The organism is Microcoleus sp. FACHB-831, from assembly GCF_014695585.1.
GTDB lineage: Bacteria > Cyanobacteriota > Cyanobacteriia > Cyanobacteriales > FACHB-T130 > FACHB-831.
In genome coordinates this window covers 49217-72216 of record NZ_JACJON010000042.1, presented here as the reverse complement: position 1 = coordinate 72216, position 23000 = coordinate 49217, and the positions used below count along the sequence as shown (strand labels likewise).

13 protein-coding genes are annotated in these 23000 nt (G+C 45.7%); 5 read left to right on the top strand and 8 right to left on the bottom strand.

Annotation, left to right across the window (positions count from 1 at the left end):
* Positions 1-90 precede the first annotated feature (90 nt).
* From H6F77_RS11735 to H6F77_RS11725, 3 genes are all read left to right on the top strand, one after another.
* The gene (locus tag H6F77_RS11735; protein WP_190488638.1) at positions 91-1953 is read left to right on the top strand and encodes an aminopeptidase P family protein; all 1863 of its coding nucleotides are present in this window, start codon (positions 91-93) and stop codon (positions 1951-1953) included.
* 132 nt (positions 1954-2085) lie between these two features.
* Positions 2086-8550 (top strand): sensor histidine kinase, encoded by a 6465-nt coding sequence (locus H6F77_RS11730; RefSeq protein ID WP_190488636.1) that lies wholly within the window; start codon positions 2086-2088, stop codon positions 8548-8550.
* 44 nt (positions 8551-8594) lie between these two features.
* Complete coding sequence (locus H6F77_RS11725) at positions 8595-10334, top strand: putative bifunctional diguanylate cyclase/phosphodiesterase (protein ID WP_190488634.1); 1740 nt, start codon at positions 8595-8597, stop codon at positions 10332-10334.
* Between the two features lie 8 nt (positions 10335-10342).
* Here H6F77_RS11725 and H6F77_RS11720 read toward each other — a convergent pair whose 3' ends face one another.
* The 6 genes from H6F77_RS11720 to H6F77_RS11695 form a co-directional block, all read right to left on the bottom strand.
* A complete protein-coding gene (locus H6F77_RS11720) occupies positions 10343-11203 on the bottom strand; it encodes a nucleoside hydrolase (protein ID WP_190488632.1) in 861 nt (286 codons plus the stop codon).
* A 90-nt stretch (positions 11204-11293) separates the two neighbouring features.
* Entirely contained in the window at positions 11294-14215 is a 2922-nt protein-coding gene (locus H6F77_RS11715; protein ID WP_190488630.1) for an ATP-dependent DNA ligase, read from the bottom strand.
* Positions 14212-15255: an Fpg/Nei family DNA glycosylase gene (locus H6F77_RS11710; RefSeq protein ID WP_190488628.1), complete on the bottom strand. Its 1044-nt coding sequence runs from the start codon at positions 15253-15255 to the stop codon at positions 14212-14214. The genes H6F77_RS11715 and H6F77_RS11710 overlap by 4 nt, the downstream gene beginning before the upstream one ends.
* 135 nt (positions 15256-15390) lie before the next feature.
* Positions 15391-17064: a CocE/NonD family hydrolase gene (locus H6F77_RS11705; protein WP_242022081.1), complete on the bottom strand. Its 1674-nt coding sequence runs from the start codon at positions 17062-17064 to the stop codon at positions 15391-15393.
* Positions 17065-17121: 57 nt separating this feature from the next.
* Positions 17122-17577 (bottom strand): cupin domain-containing protein, encoded by a 456-nt coding sequence (locus H6F77_RS11700; RefSeq protein ID WP_190488626.1) that lies wholly within the window; start codon positions 17575-17577, stop codon positions 17122-17124.
* An 88-nt stretch (positions 17578-17665) separates the two neighbouring features.
* Complete coding sequence (locus H6F77_RS11695) at positions 17666-18445, bottom strand: cysteine hydrolase family protein (protein ID WP_190488624.1); 780 nt, start codon at positions 18443-18445, stop codon at positions 17666-17668.
* Positions 18446-18548: 103 nt separating this feature from the next.
* Between H6F77_RS11695 and H6F77_RS11690 the strand changes: the two genes are divergently transcribed.
* A complete protein-coding gene (locus tag H6F77_RS11690) occupies positions 18549-19973 on the top strand; it encodes an amidohydrolase (RefSeq protein WP_190488622.1) in 1425 nt (474 codons plus the stop codon).
* A 157-nt stretch (positions 19974-20130) separates the two neighbouring features.
* Positions 20131-20514, top strand: coding sequence for an oxalurate catabolism protein HpxZ (hpxZ, locus tag H6F77_RS11685; RefSeq protein WP_190488620.1), 384 nt, complete (start codon positions 20131-20133; stop codon positions 20512-20514).
* Positions 20515-20738: 224 nt separating this feature from the next.
* On the opposite strand, the gene H6F77_RS11680 is transcribed toward hpxZ, so the two are convergent.
* On the bottom strand, positions 20739-21548 hold the full coding sequence (locus H6F77_RS11680; RefSeq protein WP_190488693.1) for a creatininase family protein: 810 nt from the start codon (positions 21546-21548) through the stop codon (positions 20739-20741).
* Positions 21548-22897, bottom strand: coding sequence for an FAD-binding oxidoreductase (locus H6F77_RS11675; RefSeq protein ID WP_190488618.1), 1350 nt, complete (start codon positions 22895-22897; stop codon positions 21548-21550). Before H6F77_RS11675 ends, H6F77_RS11680 begins: the two co-directional genes overlap by 1 nt.
* Positions 22898-23000: the final 103 nt, after the last annotated feature.

The window sequence follows — 23000 nt, the reverse complement described above, 5'->3', positions numbered from 1 at the left end:
TTTTACGCTCCCATCTGGAAGCGTTAACCTCCTCGTGGGCTAGAAATTTAAACGCGAGTTACAATAGATCGTCAACCTCACCCCAAATTTATGGCAACCTTAAACATTTCCACTCCCCAAATTAATAAAGAATTAATCTCTGCGAAGTTGAGCAATTTGCGATCGCTCCTCATAAACAATCAGTTTGATGCCTACTTTATCCCTGCTGTAGATGAGCATTTAAACGTATCTATGCCCGCAGCCAAGCAGCGCCGCGCTTGGATAAGTGGCTTCACCGGATCTGCTGGCGATTTGCTAGTAGGTACTCAGCAAAGCTGGTTGTTTGTAGATTCCCGCTACCACGAACAAGCTGACTTACAAATCGATTCCTCACTAATTAATATATCCAAACTTGGTAAAGAAGGTAATCTTACTTTATTAGAAATACTAGAAAATTTAGCTCAAACAGCAGCAACAAATAATACTACTTTTCGTCTAGCATTTGACCCTTTTACCCTTGCATTCGACCAATTCCAGTCATGGGAAAATCGGCTCTCACCCTTGGGAGTTACTTTAGTCCCAGTAGCAGAAAATCTAGTAGATATTATCCGCTCTCAAAGTCCCTGGTCTGAATCAGATCCCATACCAGCTTATGGAGACTCGCCCCTTTTTAGCTTGCAATCTGAGCTAACTGGAGAAACCACACAGCAGAAATTAGCTAGGGTGCGTGAAGCCATGCAACAGGTTGATACCAATATCCTCCCTATCACTAACCTTAATCAAGTAGCTTGGTTGTTTAACCTGCGGGGTGCGGATATCCCCTATATTCCTTTGTTCATTTCCTATGCAGTCATCACTTTGGATCAAGCTTTCTTGTTTACCAATTTATCCCGTATAGACGCAGAGCTTAACCAAACTCTGCAACTAAACGTTACTTTAAAGACTTACGACCAATACGGAGAAGTTTTAAACGATTTGGTTAGCCAATCACCAAATCCAAAGATACTTTTAGACCCAAAACATACAACAATGGGTACTTATGGCTTGATTGTTAGCGCTGCAAAAGAAGAAATCGACCTTATGCTTATCGCCAATCCCATTGAGTTGATGAAGGCGAGAAAAAATGCGGTTGAAATTGAACAAATGAAAGCCGCTAACTTTAAAGCAAGTCGAGCTAAAACTAGAACTCTTAAGTGGTTAGCCGATGAACTTGCTAGCGGTAAAGTCGTCAGCGAATTAGACGTTAAAGAAGCAATCGAGCGGTTTTATGAACAAGAAACAGACTTTCAGAGTTTGACTTTCAGAACCATCGCCGCGACTGGTGCTAACGGTTCTATTGTCCACTACAGCACGCCCAGCCGTAGTGAAATTTTAAAGCAGGGTTCGCTACTGTTACTCGACTCTGGCGCACAGTATAAAGCTGGCACTACAGATGATACTAGAACCATGAGCGTGGGAGAACCAACTCAGAAGCAAATTGAACGTTATACCGCTGTTTTAATAGCGCATATCAATTGTGCAATGCAACAATTTCCCAAAGGAACGACGGGAATGCAAATAGATGCGATCGCTCGTTCCCCTTTATGGCTACTTAAGTTAGACTACGGGCATGGAACCGGGCACGGCGTAGGCGCTTTTTTAAGCGGTCACGAAGGGCCAAACGGCATCAGCAAACTAGCACAGCAACCTCTAGAACCAGGCATGATTACAAGTATTGAACCTGGATACTACGAACCCGGCTGGGGTGGAATTCGCATCGAAAACCTCTATGTTGTCAAAGATAACGGTGCTGCTTGGTATAGTTTTGAACCTCTCACTTATATTCCTTTTGACAAAAAATTAATTGATTTGAATCGCCTTTCGACACAACAGCGAGAGTGGTTACAAAAATATAACCAGGCTGTTGTGCAGAAACTGACTTCTACTTTGGATTCCGCCGAAGCCGAATGGTTAAAAGAAGCTTGCAGTTTTTAACAACCTGCGGCTAAAATCTCTTCAAATTTACTTAAGTAGTTTCAGTACAAAACACAACTAAGTTATATATCGTTTTAGCCTACCTGGTGGAAACGCTGATGTAGTTCAAAGTTGATTGTGAGTTCATTGTAAGTGTCAGCAAGCGGGAGAACGGGCGTGGACTTGAACGACTTGAGCAGGCAGATATGGCAGATGCAACAGCGTCTGGAAGTACTGCAATGCAGCACAAGCGAAACTGCTTCACAGCAACAACAGCCGGAAATCATAACGGCGGCGTTCCATGAAATTAGCAACGCCTTGGAAGAACTGGAAATAGCCAACGAGGAACTGCACCAGCAGAACCAGCAACTGTGTCGGCAGAATGAGGAACTGTCAGTTGCTCGCCTAGCATTGGTAGCAGAACGCCAGCGCTACCAAGAGTTGTTTGAGTTCGCGCCAGATGCTTACTTGCTAACCGATAACGATGGGGTAATTCAGGAAGCCAACTGCGCCGCAGCCACTTTGCTCAACGTCTCGCAGAAGTTTCTAGCGGGCAAACCGCTGCTGGTTTACGTTGTCGAAAAAGAGCATGAAGAATTTTATTCTAAATTAGCCCTAATGCTTCAGGCGCAAGGGGTGGAGGAGTGGGAAGGATGCTTGCAACCTCGGAACAGCGTGCCCATTAACGCTGCTCTCAAGGTGTCTGCTGTCAAAAATCAGGAAGGCAGGGCGATCGCCCTGCGCTGGCTAATCCGCGATATCACTGCTTCCAAGCAAGCACAAGAGTTAATCGATCGCGGCGCTGCCGAAATTAGTCAAATCTTCAATATGCTGCCCAGTTTTGTCTGGAAGTTCTGTCCCTCAACGGCTCAGTTTATCTATGCCAGCGAGATTATGACCGAGCTTAGCGGTATTTCCAGAGAGGAATTTCTTCACAATCATCAAATTTGGGATGAGCGCGTAGATTCCGGGCACGAGTCGCAAGAAAGTCTTAGGTTAGCAGGGGAGGCTATAACTAAAGGCGAACCTTATACAGTTGTTTATCTTTTTCACACGCTGCATAGAGGATCTCGCTGGTTTGAAGTTATAGCTCGACCTGCTATAGAGGACGGCGTACTTTATTATTACGGCTGCACCGCAGATATCACCAGTCGCAAGCAAGCTGAAGAAGAACTAAGCAAGGAGCGATCGCTTCTGCGTACCGTCGTTACCAATGCGCCTATTATTTTGTATGCCCTAGATAGCGAAGGTGTTTTTACCCTTTCAGAGGGTAAAGGACTGGAGCCTATAGGACTTAAGCCGGGTCAAGTTGTAGGGCACTCAGTCTTTGAGCTTTACTACCAAAAACCCGATATTTTAGAAAACATCCGCCGCGTCTTGGCAGGTGCAGAGTATGGATGGATTTCAACACTTGGCGACACGCTGTTTGACAATGCAGCAACGCCACTAAGAGATGAGCAAAGTAAAGTCATCGGGTTGATTGGCGTTTCCACCGACATCACCCAGCGCCAGCAAGCTTTATCAGCACTACAAGCCAGCGAAGCGAAAAATCGCGCACTTTTAGCAGCGATCCCCGATCTGATGTTTCGCCTCAACCGAGAGGGTATTTATTTAGATTACAAAGCGGCAAAAGATGAGGATTTGTTTCTTCCTACGCCTGAAATTATTGGCAGCAAAGTGAGTCAAATTTTGCCTGAAGAAGTAGCAGAGCAAGCTCTACACTACATCGAGCAAGCTCTGCGTACTAACAAAATTCAAATATTTGAGTATCAACTACAACTAAATGGCAGCGATCGCGATTTTGAAGCCCGCATTGTTAAGAGCGCAGAAGCAGAAGTTGTGGTTATAGTGCGGGATATCAGCTCGCGCAAGCAAGCAGAGAAAGAAATTCACTTTCAGGCACACCTGCTTAATTTGGTTCAACAGGCTATTATCACTACGGATATTAACGGCAATATTACTTATTGGAACCGATTTGCCTCAACACTATATGGCTGGAAGAAGGAGGAAGCACTGGGTCGCAATATTGTGGAAATCATGCTCCCAACAGAGACTTCCCGCGAACAAGGTGCTGACAAAATGGCTCGATTACAGCTTGGCCAAAGTACATCAGGCGAATATATTCTTCAGCGGCGAGATGGCACTACCTTCAACGCGATCGCGGCTGCCTCGCCTATTTTTGACGAACGAGGGGTATGGAGAGGCATAGTCGGCGTAAGTGCAGACATTACTCCACTTAAGCAGGCAGAAGCCTTACTACGAGAGGCAAATCAGGAGTTAGAAACTAGAGTTGCCGAACGTACATTTGCTTACCGCCAATTGAACTATCAGCTGGTGTTGGAGATTGCCGAACGTCAGCAGACAGAGGAAGCATTGCGACGCAGCGAAGCTAAATTCCAAAAGCTGACAGCCAACGTGCCGGGAATGATTTATCAGTTCCTGCTGCGTGGCGATCGCTCTTTTGCTTTTCCTTTTGTTAGTGCCAGTTGTCGAGAAATCTATGAATTAGAGCCAGAGGAAATCCAGCAGAATGCTGCTTTGATTATCGATTGCATACATACTTGCGATCGCCAAAGCTTTGAGGAAGCACTTGCTGTCTCCGCCACTACCTTGCAACCCTGGCAATGGGAGGGACGTGTCCTCACACCCTCTGGGAACGTCAAATGGCTTCAAGGCATTTCCCGACCTGAAAAGCAAGAAAACGGAGATATTCTCTGGGATGGCTTGTTGATAGACATCAGCGATCGCAAGCAGGCGGAAGCTGCGCTGCAAAAAAGTGAAGAACGGCTGCGTTTAGCCGTAGAAGCTGGCCCCTTTGGTACTTGGGACTGGCAGCTTCTGACGGGGGAAATTACTTGGTGTCCTACCCAAGAAAAATTCTTTGGCTTGGAAGTGGGCACCTACGACGGCACCTATGAAACGTTATTGGCCATAATTCACCCAGATGACCGCGAATTCGTCACAGAAGCGATATACCGCATCCTCAACCAGTCGGAAAATTGCGATACCGAATACCGTATCATTTGGCCCGACGGTAGCGTTCGCTGGATAGCAAGTAAAGGTCAGGTCTTCTATGACGAAACGGGCAAACCAGTACGCATGCTCGGTATAAACCAGGACATCACCAGTCGCAAGCAAGCCCAAGAGGCGCTGCGTAAAAGCGAAGCAACCAATCGCGTCCTGTTGGAGACTATTCCTGACTTGATAATTAGGATGAGCGGAGATGGCATCTACTTTGATTTTATTCCAGCAATAAATTTTAAGTATGTAAAGACCTGCCGTGATATGCGCGGCCAAAATATATACGATATCCTGCCCCTAGAGGTAGCACAGCAACGAATGCATTACGTGCAGCAAGCACTCTCTACGGGCAAAGTACAAATCTATGAGTTTCAAATTCCACTAGACGGCGAAATCTTGACTCAAGAGGCTCGAATCGCTCTTAGCGGAGAAAATGAAGTCTTAGTGATGGTGCGCGACATCAGCGAGCGCAAGCGAGCAGAAGCGGCACTGCAAGAAAGTAACGAGCGACTGCGCGTAGCTCTAGAAGCTGCTCGCATGGGTAGTTGGGACTGGAACATTCAGACTGGCAAAGAAACTTGGTCGCCTAACCTCGCCGCACTGTTTGGCCTTGAGGTCGGCACGTTCGACGACCTCCATGAAACCTTCCTCGCCAGAGTTCACCCAGATGACCGCGAATTTGTTGTAAAGGCACAAGAGCAAGCGATCGCCCAACGGGAGGGCTACGATATCGAATTCCGCATTGTTTGGCCCGACGGTACCATTCGGTGGCTAGCGAGTAAAGGCCAAGTCTTTTACGACGAAAACGGCCAGCCAGAGCGGATGGCTGGGCTAAACCTGGACATAAGCGCTCGCAAGCAGTCTGAGGAGACACTGCAACGACAGTTAGCTGCTGTAGAAGCTGCACAAGAAGGCATCGCCATTCTCGATCGACATGGCAAATACATTTACCTGAATAGCTCTCACCTCAACTTATATGGATACAACAGCGCCGGGGAACTCCTTGGCCACTTGTGGCAAGAGTTATATTACCCAGAGGAAGTTGCTAGATTTGAGCGAGACATCTTTCCCATCCTCTTCCAAAACGGGTCGTGGCGAGGAGAAGCAACTGGCAAAAAACTCGATGGCACTACATTTCCCCAGGAACTTTCCCTGACGTTGATTGAAGATGGCGGATTGATTTGCGTTTGTCGCGACATCAGCGATCGCCAAGCTAGGGAAGAGGCGCTGCGCCATAGCGAAGAGCGCTTCCGCAATTTAATCGAAACCACTAGCGATTGGGTATGGGAGGTGGATGAAAACGCTGTTTACACCTACGCCAGCTCCAAAGTGCGCGACATCTTGGGTTACGAACCCTCAGAAGTATTGGGCAAGACGCCCTTTGACTTGATGCCTCCAGAAGAAGCCTTTCGTGTTGGCAACATTTTTGGGCCAATTGCTGCCAAGGCATTGCCCTTCTCATGTCTGGAAAACACAAACCTCCACAAAAACGGTTATTGGGTTGTCCTAGAAAGCAGCGGAGTACCAGTTTTCGATAGCGATGGAAAATTTAGCGGCTATCGCGGTATGGATCGAGACATCACCAGTCGCAAGCAAGCTGAGTCGGTGCTGCGCGAGAGTGAAGAGCGATTTCGAGCGATATTTGAAAAAGAAGCGATTGGTGCATCGCTCACAAGTTTGGAGGGGCGGATCTTGGCAACCAACGCCAAGTTTCGGGAGCTGTTGGGTTACTCGGAAGAAGAGCTGCACGGTATGCTTTTCAACCAGTTTACTCATCCAGACGATCTGATGCCAGATTGGGAGCTTTATCAAGATTTGGCTCAAGGAAACCGCGACTCTTACCAGTTGGAAAAGCGCTACATCCGCAAAGATGGCCAAGTAGCTTGGGGATTCTTGACTGTTGCTCTAATTCGCGGTCCAGGCGGCGTCCCTCAATTCAGTACAGCCACAATCCACGACATCACCCAGCGCAAGCAAATCGAAGAAGCGCTGCGGGAGTCGGAAGAGCGGTTCCGTCAACTAGCAGAAAATATTCGTGAAGTCTTCTGGATGATTTCTCCAGATGCCCGCCAACTGCTCTACATCAGTCCCGCCTACGAGGAAGTATGGGGTAGAACCTGCGCGAGCCTTTATCAGCAGCCTAGCTCATGGCTGGAGGCCATACATCCAGACGATCGCGAGTCGAGGACGGCTACCCTTGGCAAGCTCTACAGTGAGGGGGGCGAACAGGAGTACCGGATCGTGTGGCCGGATGGGACAATTCGTTGGATACGCGATCGCGCCTTTCCAGTCCGGAACTCGGCTGGGCATATTTACCGGATCGCAGGAGTTGCCGAAGACATCACCGAGCGCAAGCGTACCGAGGAGGAAGTTCGCTTCTTACAATCTATGACCCAAGCCATTTTTGATTCGTCAGACTTTCACGCAGCGCTGAGAGTGGCATTAGAGAAAGTGTGCGAAGCCACAGGCTGGGATTTTGGAGAAGCTTGGATTCCACGAGAGGATGGAACTGCCCTGAAATGCAGCCCCGCTTGGTATAGCCGCGATAGTAGGTTAGAGCAATTCCGAAACTTGAGTGAGAATTTGACATTTCCACCGGGCCTTGGAATTCCCGGTCGCGTCTGGATATCGAAAGAACCAGAGTGGCGACGAGATGTTTCACTTGAGCCTAATGAAGTTTATTTCAGGGCACAGCACGCGAAGGACTTCGGATTAAAATCCGCTTTAGGAATTCCTATAGTTGCTAACGATAACGTCCTGGCTGTTTTAGTCTTCTTTATGTATGAAGCTCGCGATAAAGACGAACGACTGATGGAACTAATTTCAGCTTCAACTGAATTAGGTTTATTTATGCAACGCAAGCGGGCAGAAGAAGAAGTTCGCAATGCCTTAGCAAAAGAAAAGGAATTAAATGAACTAAAATCCCGTTTTATTTCTATGACTTCTCACGAGTTTAGGACTCCGTTAGCTACTATTTTATTTTCGGCGGGGTTATTAGAAAATTATGGTTATAAATGGGCGGATGAAAAAAAATTAACTCATCTGCAACGCATTCAAAAGGCTGTCCATCGCATGACCACCATGCTAGATGACGTGCTGCTGATTGGCAAAGCCGAAGCTGGCAAGCTGGAATTTCACCCCGCACCTCTAGACCTTGAAAGTTTCTGCCACGAACTTGTCGCAGAAATGCAACTTACAGCTGGCTCTAACTATGCGATCGCTTTTGTTGCTAAGGGGGAATGCCCCCAAGCTTGCATGGATGAAAAACTATTGCACCACATTCTCACCAATTTGCTATCTAATGCTATTAAATATTCACCTAATGGCGGTCGGATTGAATGCGAACTTTCCTGCGAAAAAAATAAAGCTATCTTCCGAATTAAAGACCAAGGAATTGGCATTCCCGCCGAAGACCAACCGCGATTATTTGAAACATTCCATCGGGCTACTAATGTGGGCACAATTCCGGGCACTGGCTTAGGATTAGCCATAATCAAAAACTTTATTGACTTGCATGGAGGAGAAATTATGCTAGAGAGTCGGGTCGGTGTGGGCACAACATTTATTGTTAACTTGCCATTGCACCCGCAAGCATAGTTAATATAAGTAATAGAACAATCAGCAAGTAATAAGTAAAAATAATGACAAAGATTTTAGTTATTGAAGATGAAGAACCCATCCGCGAAAACATTTTAGAATTGCTAGCAGCAGAAGATTTCGAGGCTGCTGGTGCAGAAAATGGTTTAGTGGGCGTATCTATAGCGAGGGAAATATTACCGGATTTAATAATTTGCGACGTGATGATGCCAGATCTCGATGGTTATGGCGTTTTAACAGCATTGCGGCAAGATCCGGTGACAGCGGCAATTCCATTTATTTTCCTGACTGCAAAGGCTGAAAGAGCTGATTTACGCCAAGCAATGGAGTCGGGAGCAGACGACTATGTAACTAAGCCTTGTACGCCAACTGAACTGCTCAAGGCGATCGCAGCGCGACTGAAAAGACAAACCAACATTACTAAACCTTATACACAAGCACTCAGGCAGGCAGAAGAAAGACTAAATCACTTACTCCATTACGACAGCGTTACTAACCTTCCCAATCGCCTGCTATTGCGAGAACGGTTCGCTCAAATAATTAGCGATAGGCAAGAAAATTCCGTCGCTCTTTTATTTCTAGGATTGGATCGGTTCAGCCGCATCACCGACAGTTTGCGAAATCAAGATAGCGATCGCTTAATCAAACAAATCGCCGAACGCATAAGTGAAACTCTCAGCATGCAAGACACTGTGGCTCGGTTGAATGCCGATCAATTTGTCGTAATTCTAGCAACTCTAGGCCAAAGACAAACGGTAGCCAGTGTCGCCCATAGTATTTTGTTATATCTTAATGAACCATTCAACTTAGATTGCGGTCAATTTTTTGTCACGGCTAGTATTGGTATTGCCTTCTATCCCAGCGAAGGAGAGAACATAGAGAATTTGATGAAGAGGGCGGCGGCGGCGATGTTTTCCACTCAAAAGCTGGGGGGGAATAATTATCAATTTTACACCGGAAACATAGATGTAAACTCTGCTGAAGCACTCGTCCTTGAGACAAGTTTGCGGCGTGCAGTAGAACGAAACGAATTTCATGTTTACTATCAACCGCTGGTGGAGCTTTCATCTGGTAATATCGTCGGTGCTGAAGCCTTAGTGCGTTGGCTTTCCCCCACACGAGGAATGGTTTCACCTGCTGAATTTATTCCCTTAGCAGAAGAAACAGGCTTAATTGTTCCGATTGGCGAGTGGGTGTTGCAAACTGCTTGCACCCAAACGAAAATATGGCAAGATGCTGGTTTTTCTTTTTCGCGGATATCCGTTAATTTGTCGGCGCGTCAATTTTCTCAACCGAATCTGAGCCAGAAGATAGTGCAAATATTAGAAAACATAAATCTGCATCCATCGGCTTTAGAATTAGAGCTTACTGAAAGCAGCCTTGTGGAAAATGCTGATGGCGCGATCGCTACCTTAAATGAATTGAAAAAGTTGGGAATTCATATAGCAATCGATGATTTTGGCACTGGTTATGCTTCTTTGAGCTATCTGAAACAATTTCCCTTTGACACTTTAAAAATCGATCGCTCCTTCGTCCACAATGTTACGAGCGATTCGCAAAATACAGCTATTATGAACGCCGTGATTCAATTAGCTCACAACCTGAATCTAAAAGTTACGGCTGAAGGTGTAGAAACAGAAGCTGAACTAAATTTTCTCTGCGAACAGCAATGCGACACGATGCAGGGCTATTTTTTCAGCCGTCCCATACCAGCGGCTGAGTTTGAAAAGCTGCTAATTAGCAATAAGAGGTTGGCGGGGCGATCGCAGTCATTAAGTCCGTAGGTTATTTCTCAATATGCTGTCAAGGTAGAGATAAACTTCTCGCTATCGTAATCGATAATAATCCACGTCCCAGAACCAGGAGATAATCTCGACCCCCACTGACCTTTTTCGCGGTACAACTCTACCTCTGCCCAAGTAGCGATAGATTCATCAATAGCACAGCAAGCTGCTAAAGGATCGTGGAATTTCTTCCCGCTTTGGTGCGATCGCAGGTAAACATCCATCCCCTGCCAAATCCATGCAAGAGACTTACTTTTGGCTTTAACTGCTGCAAAATATTCGTGCATATTTTGGTCGTAATAAACTCCATGACAGACATTTTTAGACACAAATCGTCTAATATTAATGCCGGAATAAGAAAGCGCAGCGAGAGCAGATTTTGAATCGCCGTTGAGGTTGTAAGTAGGGCAAGTCACCATCCCTTTAAACTTATCTAATTGTTTTTCTGATGGAACTACACCCTCGCCTGCAAATCCACCTTGGGCAAACAAACGCCCCACTTTGAAATTTAACTTCATAGCGCTTCCCACATTCTTGAGGGGACATCCTGTAATTAGCGTTGTATTTTCATCGCAATAGCGCAGCAAAATTTCTCCCCCAGGTTCTGCATCGCGGGAGGGGGGAATGTTGCCATAAGTATCGTAGTGCCATTTAGAGACGCATTGCTTGGGATGTTCGATGTTGTAAGCGCCGACAGGGATATCTAAATTAAATTCCGCGATCGCATATCTCACCAGTCCGATTTGATCTGGCGTTCCGGGGGTGATTGTAACAGCTTTGAGGTTAACTTCTGGGTGTCCAATTAACAACAATAGCGTTAAAAAATCATCCGGATCGCCAGTTTCCATGTCCCAAACTACATCAATCATCTTTGGTAATCGTTCATTCGAGTCCGGAGTCCGGAGTCCGGAGTCCGGAGTCTGGGGAGAAGGGTTGGCTAAGAACCCATTCCCTATTTATTAATTTTCGGTGATATTAAACCCCAGTTTGATCAGCAACTCATTCCAGCGATCGCGTGGCAAACTTCCTCCAGATGCGCTATCGTGTCCGTGTCCGTAGCTACCCTCACCTTCTGATAATTCTATACCGCGTAACAAGTCAAGGACATTGACCCCCGATGACGTTCTGGCGCTAAAGTTAATCCGACCGGGAATATATCCCTCATTCGCTACAATAACCACATATTTTGGTAATCGCGTGCGCCAACTTTGTGCGATTAGCGGATGAATTTGACAAGGTGAATTTACACGCACTAAAGCGACATTTCCAGCAAAAATTGGTGCTGCTTTTTTTCCCTCTTGAAGTGCTGTATTAACTTCCGCCTTAGCTAATCGAAGTTGCTCAACTTCGGGGTTGTTTGAATTAACGAGCGATCGCGGATCTTTATGCGTAAGCAACGCCTGCGCTGCTACTTCTGGATTGTAGTGGGAAGCACGCCGCGCTGCATTAATTAAGGCAGAAGCTTCCTTTAAATATTTTGCTGTGTACTTAGTTTTAGCAACTGCCAACATTTCAAAAGGAGCCTTTTCACCTAAATCGCTCATTGTCCCGATAGCTGCAATCCAATCTAAATCTGATACATCTATAATTTCTTGACAGAGTTCCCAAACTATCAGCGAGGTGTTAGGAATTGGCTCCCAAGTGTAAGCGCTAATCAGCGTATCATTAGACGGGACACCTTCAGGACGGTGGTGATCGATAAAGCAAGTAGGAACATTATTAATTACTGGTTCCGATTGGCTACCGAGATCGAGTACAAATAAACGATCGGGTGTAACAGCAGAGACGCGAGCGCGGTTTGCAGGCGTCCACGCATTGCGATCGCGATCGGGTATAACGCGGGTTACTTTCTCAAATCCAGCGCGTTGCAAGGCTAGCTGCAATACAACCCCAGCAGTCACGCCATCGGCGTCTGAGTCGTGCAGTATTGCTATAGATTTAGAGCGATCGCTGCTATCAATAAAAGCTTTAAAAGCCTCGTGCGCTGCTTCAATATTTGGGGTTTGGTTTATATCATTTTCTAACTGAAAAATACCAGATTCACTATTGCCTCCAAGGGGGGGTGGAGGGATATTCAATTTAGCAGCAGCATCAACAAAAGATTCCTGTTTATCAGTTGCAGGTTCAGAAGGTGCAGTTTCCGCCAAACGACGCACAGTTTCAAGCGTATCAATTTCTTCAGCAGGCTTATCATTCCTCACCCGCAAAATGCGCGGAAATCTTAGCGCATAACCGCTTTCATGTCGCGTCGAAGCTTGCACGAGATCGAAAGTCACTTCAAGGACGATGCGCGGTTCCACCAAACACACTTTACCATGCGCTAACTCTTGCAAAGTATGAGCGCGAAACCACTCGGAAAGCTCAGTTATCTCTGCATCTGTTAACCCTGAATAAGCCTTACCAATATTTAAAAGTGTTGGATCTGTTTCGCTCTTTCGCACGGCAAAAGTATAGTCAGACAAAAAGCGATGCCGTTTGCCATTTCCTACCTCGGCTGCTGTCACAACAACATCAAGCGTTGCCAGTGCGCGTTTAATTTTCAGCCAATCTCGTCCTCTCCTACCAGGTTTATAGGTAGAATCCAAATCTTTCACCATCAAGCCTTCATTTCCCCTGGCTCGCGCTGCGGCAAATTCTTCATCTAATTGGGAAATATCTGGGACTTGTTTTGAAGCAGCACAACGTACCCTTAGAGTGTCAAAATGTAGAGATTCTAAAATCTTCCGCCTCTGGGAAAAGGGCTGATTAATTAACACTTGCCCTTGAGCGTACAACACATCGTAGGCAATAAATCCAACAGGGACAGCGGCAAGTAATTCCTCTGAAACTTTCTTGCGTCCAAGTCGCTTTTGCAATTCTTGAAAAGGTAAAATTTCATTATCCCTAACGGGCACAATTTCCCCGTCCAAAATTAAACCACCCTCTTCACCCTTTGCGGCTTCACTTGATATAATTCCAGCAATTGGATCGATTAAATCTGGAAAGCTTTGGGTAATTTCGTCAAGCGTTCTTGAAAAGAGGGCAACGCGCCTACCATTATGGATATTACCGTGAAGAATCGAGTTATCTTCCTCGGCTGGTGCAAGGTGAATTTGAGCGCGAATTCCATCATACTTGTCTTCAACGGCAAATCCTGAAGGCATTTGTTTCGCGACTTCTGTTAAATCTGCGGCGGGACTAGCGAGCATAAATTTAATAGGATGGAATAGCCGCATCCGCGCGTCATCAAGTCTTTGGTGACGCGCTAGTAAAGCAGTTTCGCCAATATCGCCAGTTAGCATATTTGCCCACTGAACTTTAGAAACATTTGTCTTGAAAAGGCGAGCGATCGCATCTTCAACTGCACCTTCTTTAAGCCCAATTCTTAAATCGCCTGCTAATAGCTTAACTATATATTTCGCTTCAACTGGCGTTGCCACCTTAAGCAATTCTGTGACAAGCTCAGTTTTACGTTTGCTTCCTGTTGTCGCTGCTAATTTTTCAAGTTTATTTGATAATTCAGAAAGTGTAAGACTCTGGTTATCGCCATCAATATTTACATTTTTATTAAAAGCTTCTTCTGCTACATCCCCAGGATCGCCAAGCGTTACTAATCTTGTTTGTAATGCCGATTTCTCTTCTCCGCTAACAGCCGTTATTGCTGTTAGCAATGCCGCCCCACCAATATTAATTGTGCGCTGATCTCGCAGGGGAAATATATATCCGGCAAAGTATCGCGCAGCATGAGACAAATCATCATCAGATAGAGAGGTGAAATAGTTTCCCAAAAATGCTGCTTTTTCTGTCCGCTTAGTTGTTGCTGCAACTTGTTCGGCAACGCTGGCAAAACGGCTCAACGCTCCAGTATTTTCCTCTATGTTTAACTTGGCGGAGTTAATCATACATTCACCTGATTAATATTTTCGCTATTATCGACGGGAGGACGCGATCGCTTCCCCGTCTTTTTAATAGAACTTGAGGCAATCTCTGCATCATTTTTATTTCCCTCAGCCGCAACTTTAGAAGACTTGCTTTTTGATTTCTTAAGCTCTACCGTCGTCCCCTGACAACTAGGACAAAAGTAGATAATCCTACTTTTCTCGCCTTCTTCATCCGCTCTTGTCACTTGACGCAATTGGCGAATTGTGTCGTTACATCTCAAACAAGGTAAATTGGTGCGACGAAAAACATAGTGCCGATTCCCATACTCGCGTCCGAGTTGATAAACTAGCGTAGAATCAGTTTTCATGCGCGATCGCTCTTCATCAGAAACAGTAACCCCGCCCTTCTCATCGGCTCGCAGCGCTAGTTTAACAATTGACTCGCACAATCGTTCCAGTTCATTTGTTGTCAACTCGCCAACCAATTTCCAAGGGTCGAGGCGACAATCAAACAAAATTTCCGCTCTCAAATAATTACCAATTCCGGCTAAGATTTGTTGATCGAGTAACGCCGCACCAATAGCGCGATCGCTGTTTTCAGGTGTTAGCAACCGTTCTTTAAACTTTACAGTATCAAATAATCCTTCTTCGGGATAAGGTAAGATATCGGGGCCAAGAGTGCGTAGATTTTCGACAAGTTCAAAAGGATCGCCTGCACCTATTTCAAAAATTGGTGCTGAGTAGAGAATAGCGATCGCATCTGGCACAACAATTCGCGCTCTTTCCCGACGATCTATCTCTAGAGGTACTTCACTTTCCACCGCCCATCTCCCCCACATCATTAGGTGAGAATGGAAATAGTAGCCGCCCTCAATCAAACAATAAAGGTGCTTACCGCGCGATCGCACTCGTTCAATTCGGCGGTTGATTAAAACACCTGGATGCTCTAACAGCCAAGCCTTTGCGCCCCGCGTGCGTGCCATTAATGAAATTATTTCTTTACCTTCAAGCGCTTTGCAAAGCGAATCTGCAAACCGCCTTACTTCTGGTCCTTCCGGCATTAGTTTTCCTACAATCGCTGCCTTTTAAATTAATAAAACTACACAAAAGCCAGCATCCGTCAGAATACAGATTTGATAGGTACTTACGCATAGCCCCCTTTAAAAAGCGGGGTTGGGGGGATCTGTGCGATCGCTCTAAAGTAAGATTCTCGAAGGACAATCGCCTCCAGCTAGCACGGTCAAAGTAATAATTTCAGCCTCAATCAAACGAGTTTCAGCAGGAAGAGATCTCGTTCCCGGATTCACTGGATAAGCAGGAAAACAAGCAGCACTTAAACTCAAACGTAAGGCATTACCAGACGCAATCTTTATACAAGTCGGCTGAAGTTTAATTTGTAGCGGAGTCGTTTCCCCACCGGGATTCACGCGCAAATAACCCTGAGTAAAATTGTAGACGCTGCCATTACTTCGCACCTCAGACAAGACAGCACATAAATCAAAAGTTGGCTTATCAGCCGTGCAATAAACTTCTACAGCTACATCCCCAGCGATATATAAATCCGCCTCTAGCGGTGCAGAAGTATAAGTTAAAACATCCGTGCGACAATCGATGCTAGAACGGTCAAAAGAACCAGCAGGAATTGCAGCGTGTCCCCCCAAAGCTGGAACAGGTCGCCAAGGATCGTGGACAAACACATCCATCGATTTTGGATTTTCACCCCCCCCTTTTTTAAGGGGGGGTAGGGGGGGATCGTATTTTGGATTATTAGATTCTTCCTCTTGCTTAACTAACTTGCCAGCATACTCCCGCATACTGGCTAAACCCGAACTTTCCAGAAAATAGGATTTATTATTATCGCTAGGCCAACTATCAAAAAAACGCCATTCATTACTACCCATTTCAAACAAATAAACGGGCGGTTCATCTAATATTCCCGTATCAATACCTTTGAGAAATTGATTAAACCAACGCACTTGCAGCCAGTCAATTGGGCTAGCCGCCTCTGCACCATAATCAACCGCACCGACTTTGCGACCCCAAGGCAAATGCGCCCAAGGGCCAATTACTAAATGCTGAGGGAAAGCGCTGCTAACTGATATTTTCTTGTATAAATTCAGAGTACCGCGCAGGTAGGTATCGAACCATCCCCCAACGTGCAGCATTGGCAGATCAACTTCCAGCATGAAGCGCGAAGGTGACAGGTTTGCCCAATATTCATCAGTTTCGGGATGGTTTAACCAGTCGTGATAAAAAGAGTCAGGCGCTAAGTTTTTTAATATTTCTGGATTAGCAGGAATTGTGTCATATAAAGGTAAATTGCGAGAAGCATTAAAAAGCGCTTGATACGCCTTCTCATCTCCCCGCAACCTAGCTGTTTCTGTTGCTAATTGAATTGCCCATCCCAAATTAGCTTGCAAACAAAATGCCCCGCCTTCATAAGCCCAATCTGCATACAAATCGTAGCCAATCATAGAGGGGCAAATAGCTTTCAAGGCGGGTGGATGTTCGGCGGCGGCGTAAAGCTGAGTCATCCCCTGGTAAGAAAACCCATACATTCCGACATCGCCCGTACTTCCTGGTAAATTAGCCGCCCAGTTTACGGTATCAAAACCATCTTCAATCTCGTGGGCAAACAGTTTAAATTCACCTTCAGAAGTGCCCCGCCCTCGGACATCTTGAATAACTACAATATAGCCTTGGGCGGCATACCAAGCGGGGTGGGCGTAGACTACAGTAGATGCGATCGCTCTTCCATATGGTTGCCGCATCAGCAATACTGGATAAGTACCGTTATCATCAGGGCGATAAATATCCGCATCTAGCCGCACCCCATCTCTGGCGTGCATTGAAACTGTTTCTTTGTTCATAGTTCATGGTTCATGGTTCATTGCTACAGAGATAAACCGATTCCCCATTTCCAATTTTTAAAGTGTAACCAAAGAATCTGAACGACCGAGGACTTTTAAATCCTCTTCATCCAATTCAACAGGAATGCCACTGCGAATTAGTTCTACAAAATCTTCATTGGGAACCATGATACACAGTGTATACAAGCGACCAGATCCCGTATTTTCAAGTTTATGAATGCCCGTCGGGGGCACTAAAATACTGTCTCCAGGGCGAATTGGTACAGTCTTTCCATCACAAGTGGCTTGCCCTTCTCCTTTAAGGACGAAAAACATCTCTACAGCCATTTGATGTCGATTCGGCGGTGTTTGCCCCCCAACATCGAATATTTCTACACAAAAACTTAATGAGATATTCGCCGTCTTCGGATCGAATACAATTGCTAAACGGTTACTATCATTAGCACTAATCCGATATGCTTGATAGTCTTTAGGAGATTTGAGGACAGGAATAACGCAACGAGCAGCATCCATTTGGGTTTCCTTCAGTTTAGCTGTTAGCCCGACAATTTTGCCCAGGCGGAGAAAGTCCGCCGAGATGATTTTAGATTTACCTTAAAATCTAAAATTCCCCATTGCTAATTGCTTCTACGATAGCTTGAGAATCTGTAACGAAACCAAAACACTGATTGATGTTATAAAGAGTTGCTTGCCAGCAATACTCGGGAGATGTAGTTGCACTACAATCAGTAACCAAAATGCAGTCATAGCCGAGGAAATTGGCATCTTGCAATGTTGCCATCACGCATTGATCGGCGTTGACTCCTGCAAAAAACAAAGTAGTTCTTCCTAGATTCCGCAGGATACTATCCAAGGGAGTATCCCAAAAACCGCTCATCCGGTACTTGTCAACGCGGATATCTTCCGGCTTTTGTTCCAGCTCATCTACCACCGCCGCCGCCCAACTACCAGCCATCAAAACGGGTGCGCCATTGGCTGGCAGAGGGTCGCCCAAACCCACACCATCGCCTGTAGGATTGTAAACGTGACGCGCTCCCGCGCTGATATTCATTAAATCGGGACGGTTGCCCCAGTTTATCCAAATTACAGGCAGGTTTGCACTCCGCAATTTTGGCAGCACATTTTTCAAAGGATTGATGGGCGTGCGTGCGGGTGTCACGTCTACGCCAATATGAGCTAGCCAGCCATCAGGATGACAGAAATCGTTCTGCATATCTATCACCAATATGGCGGCTTTTGCCAAATCCACGCGCAGCGTCTTAGTTGCTGTTGTTAGGGTGACAGGTTCGGGTTTGAGGGGTGGACGGGTGATGTCGGCAATTTTCTCATCAACTGCCCAAGCATTTGGCGCTACACCCAAGGTACGGAGCGATCGATTCATAATTAAAATTGTGAATTAGAGAAATCAACATGATGTCTTGAATACCACTATTTACCACCAAGACTGATAGAGTTCTGTAATTTTTAAGTAAAAGGTCAAATTTGTGAGTTTTACCCTTCAGCAAGTTTTAGTTCCGGTTGATGACGGTTACGGCACTGTCGATGTGCAAATTGCAGACTCGCACATTAGCGCCATTGCACCCAATCTAGATGTCGTCGGTACAGCCGTCGATGGTACGAACAAACTTCTACTCCCCGGTTTCTTCAACGCGCACACCCACTCTTCCGAGATGTGGCAGCGGGGTATTATTCCCCCTGTTCCTCTAGAATTGTGGCTGGCGGAACTTTACGAATTTGCACCCCTCGAACCAGAACAGGTATATATCAGTGCTTTAGGCACGGCAGTAGAAACTTTACTTTCAGGGGGTACAAGCGTTGTCGATCACTTAGTTTTAATTCCGGGTAAAGAACTAGAAACCATTGAAGCTGCTGTTCGCGGCTACAAAGAAATAGGAATCCGCGCTTTTATTGCACCGCTGATTCAAGATGAATCTCTCAATGCTGGCATTCCCTCCGCTGGTACAGAAAGGGAACACAAAGCGTATCTTCGCTCAACTGCTGCATCTTTACAACTGATGCAGGAAGCTATTGACAAATTTCACAACCCAGAAGAGGGGATATATTTCCTAGTTGCACCAACGGGGATTCAACTGTGCAGCGATGCTTTGTTTGAAGGATGCATAGAATTGAGCGATCGCTACAATATTTGTCGCCATTCCCACTTACTAGAAACCAAAGCTCAACAGTTGCTAGCGCAAGAAAAATACGGTTGTAGCGCCGTCGAACACCTAAAGCGCATAAATTATCTCAGTTCCAAAACTTCTTTAGCCCACTGCGTCTGGTTAAACGATGACGATATCGCCATCTTAGCCGAAACTCAATCAACCGTAGTACACAATCCCCTCAGCAACCTGCGCTTAGGAAGCGGCATTGCGCCTATTTTGAAATATCGTCAAGCTGGAGTAAACGTCTCTTTTGGATGCGATGGCGCTTCTAGCAACGACTCGCAAGACTTACTAGAAGCAATTAAAATCGGCTCAATTTTACACAACGTCACAGATTTAGATTACCACCAATGGATTTCGCCCCGCGAATCTGTAGAAATGGCAGCTTTAGGCGGCGCGAAGGGATTAAACCTCGGCGATGAACTTGGTTCGCTGACTGTAGGTAAAAAAGCAGATTTGGTACTTTACGACCTTACTAATTTATCCCTTCTACCCCGAACAGATCCCATTGGTTTGCTAATATGGGGACGCCCCACTCAGGCAGTAGATAGCGCTTGGGTGAATGGGAAACAAATTGTTGCCAATGGTAACGTAACAACCATTAACGTAGATGATTTGAAAAAAGAATTGTTTGAGCGCAGTCAGTGGGTTACAAAGCGGCAATCTAAATCAATTAGCGAAATTGAATCCCACTACCGAAGCGTGATGGGATTGCCAGAACGAGCCGCTAAAGGTTACTCTTAGGTTGGCGCTGGCCACCTTACTACTTTTTGCTCCCCGACTTCCCTCGTTCCCAGGCTTCACCTGAACGAGGGAAGCTAAGAGAAGTTAAATATCTGCATTACTCCGCATTATCTGCGTTTCAAAATCCGAGATTAACCCTAACAATCGGAAGTTTTTAATGGATATCAACATTCCCGAAGTAGTAGCTGAAGTAACAGCAGCCTTTCAGCGTTACGAAAAAGCTTTGATTAGCAACGATGTCGCCGTACTTGACGAACTATTTTGGAACAGCCCGCAGACGGTGCGGTTTGGAGTCACTGAAAATCTGTATGGTTATGATGAAATAGCTGCTTTTCGCAGCCAGCGATCGCCTGTTAATTTAGATAGAATTCTTATTAATACAGTTATCACTACTTACGGCAGAGATTTCGCCACAGCCACGACAGAATTTCAGCGCAAAACCTCTAATAAAACTGGACGACAAAGCCAAACTTGGATGCGAACCGAACAGGGTTGGCGCATCGTTAGCGCCCATGTTTCCTTATTAGCTTCGCCCGACTAATTGGAAGATAATTTATCCTACTTTCTCGTTCTCTTTACATGATCCCTAATCTGCTGGTTGCGTTGCTCTGAATTAGCTGGCGCACTCGGTTGATTGCTAGGTTTAGTTCTGCCGAGATGCTCCATTATTCGCCTTTTGCGGTCATCTGAAATATCCATTTTTTAGAACCTGAATAGGAATTCGACAGCCTTCATAAACTTATACTAACTTAAAAATGATAAGTTTCACGGCTTCCAAGCTTGAGGCTGACGGAATTTGTAGATATCTTTGATGACTTGAACCCAACCATCGGAGACAGATTCTAACAAGCGATCGCCCTTTTCTTTAGTCGCCACCGTTGGATCGCCAATAACGCCACTCTGAGATAAATCTCGCGTCAACCACGCAAACGGTAACTTACCTTCCATACTCAAAAGACTATCTTCCGGCAAACCTTGCGGATATTCCGCAACAGCTTTTTCCATCTTCACTTGTTCCGGCAAAAGCGATAGCATGATACTCGTTTCTGCATCGCCAGCATGGATACCCAATTCCATTTCTTTTGGCGCAATCAATTCCTTGGCAATGTGAGGAACCCGCCAAGTAAACAACGGAAATACCACAAAATCATCATACTTCTGGCGCAAATCCCGCGCGACAATTTCCATTACCTGCGGTTGCCCACCGTGCGAATTCATCAACACGAATTTGCGAAAACCAGCCCGATAAATACTCTCAGCCGTTTCAGTTAAAACTGCCAAAAGCGTCGGCACGCTTAAACTAATTGTACCCGGAAAATGCCAATGCTCGTTAGATTTCCCGTAATACAAAGGCGGCAAGACGTATGCTGGTACATTCGCATCTAGCTTGGCTAAAGCCTTGCCAATAACACCCACACCAATAGCCGAATCTACAATTATAGGCAAATGCGGGCCATGTTGTTCAATTGCACCCACAGGCTGAATAATTACCACATTTTCCTTATCTGGCATCGCTTGGATATCAGTCCAAGTTAGATAAGGAAAAAACCGTTCTGGGGGAATAAAACTGTGCATCATTGTGCCTTACTTTTTACCAAAGTTTTCATCTTACCCGGATTCATCAGCCCATAAGGATCGACCATTTCCTTAAATTGCACTTGCTGCGGGTCCATATGCTTGCGTCCTCCATCTTCAATAATATAAGTGTGAGGATTAGCAATAAACGCGCCTTGGTCTTCGTGATAGCGCATAATCTCGTTAAGACGCTCTTCTGTTGTGTAGCGAACGAGTTGCAATGCTGCTGGAATTGCTGCACCATTCACCCTAATAAATTCCAGGTGCATCATCACTTCATCCCTAAAATGATGATACATATGCTCGACTAGCTTTAAATCCTTATCATTTGGAAACAGAGTTTGCAAATAAGTCAGCGATGGATCTACATTACGAGCGTGTAAAGTCGTATGATTCCAAGTAAATTCCGCTAAAGACGTGCCTTTGCTGGCTTCTTGGGCGGATTTTTGATAACAAATACTGCCGCCGTACTGTGAAATTAATCCCTGTAATGGTTCTAAACAGGATTCCGCTATCATTAATAAAGCACAGGGACGATCTTCAGGAATCTGATTCTTAAAAGCAGCAAAGTAAGAAGGAATTGGAGATGCACAAATGCAGATTAACTTCTTAATTAATCCATCAGCATCCCCCAATGCTTGACCAAACTTAGCCGCTGCCATAAAATCATTAAAGGCAACAATTAATTCTGCCCAAGGATAAGCTGGCCCCAAAGGAATTTCTAATTCCGTGATGATGCCATTTACGCCCCACGCATGATTCACCTTATGGACATCATCGCCGCGCAATTCAATAACACGCGGTTCGTCTTCCATAGTAATAACTCGGAGGGCGTGAAGATTGCCGCGATCGCGCAATTGTCCGTAAGTAATCGAACCAATTCCACCACTCCCTCCACCAATAAATCCCCCAATTGTCGCCGTGCGATAAGTTGAAGGAGCCATCCGCATTTCCCAACCAATCTCCCGCGCTTGTTTATCCAGCGCCGCCAGTTTCACCCCTGCTTGAACGCACGCTAAACCTGGCTTCACCCAGCGAATTGCATTCAATCGCGTGGTATCCAAAATAACCCCACCATGCAAAGGCACGCACTGGCCGTAATTTCCAGTTCCCGCACCACGCACCGTAAGCGGCACTTTATACTTAACGCAGGTTTTTGCAACCTGTATTACTTGCTCCTCAGTAGCAGGACGAGCAACCAAGTCCCCAGTTTTCCCACTCAGGAGGGGAACCAGAACGGGGCTGAAAGTATGATAGTCTTGCGAAAGTTTGGCGACTTGAGTAGCGTCGGTGATGACTTCGACCCCGGCTAAAGCAGTAACAATGGCGTCCCAATCAACTGATTGCATCGTAGCGATCGTCCATTTTCACTCATATTGCACCAAACTATAACATTGTTTAAGACTTACCCACCCTTAACTCAATTTCAGCAATTTTAGCGGCGTAGTTTTT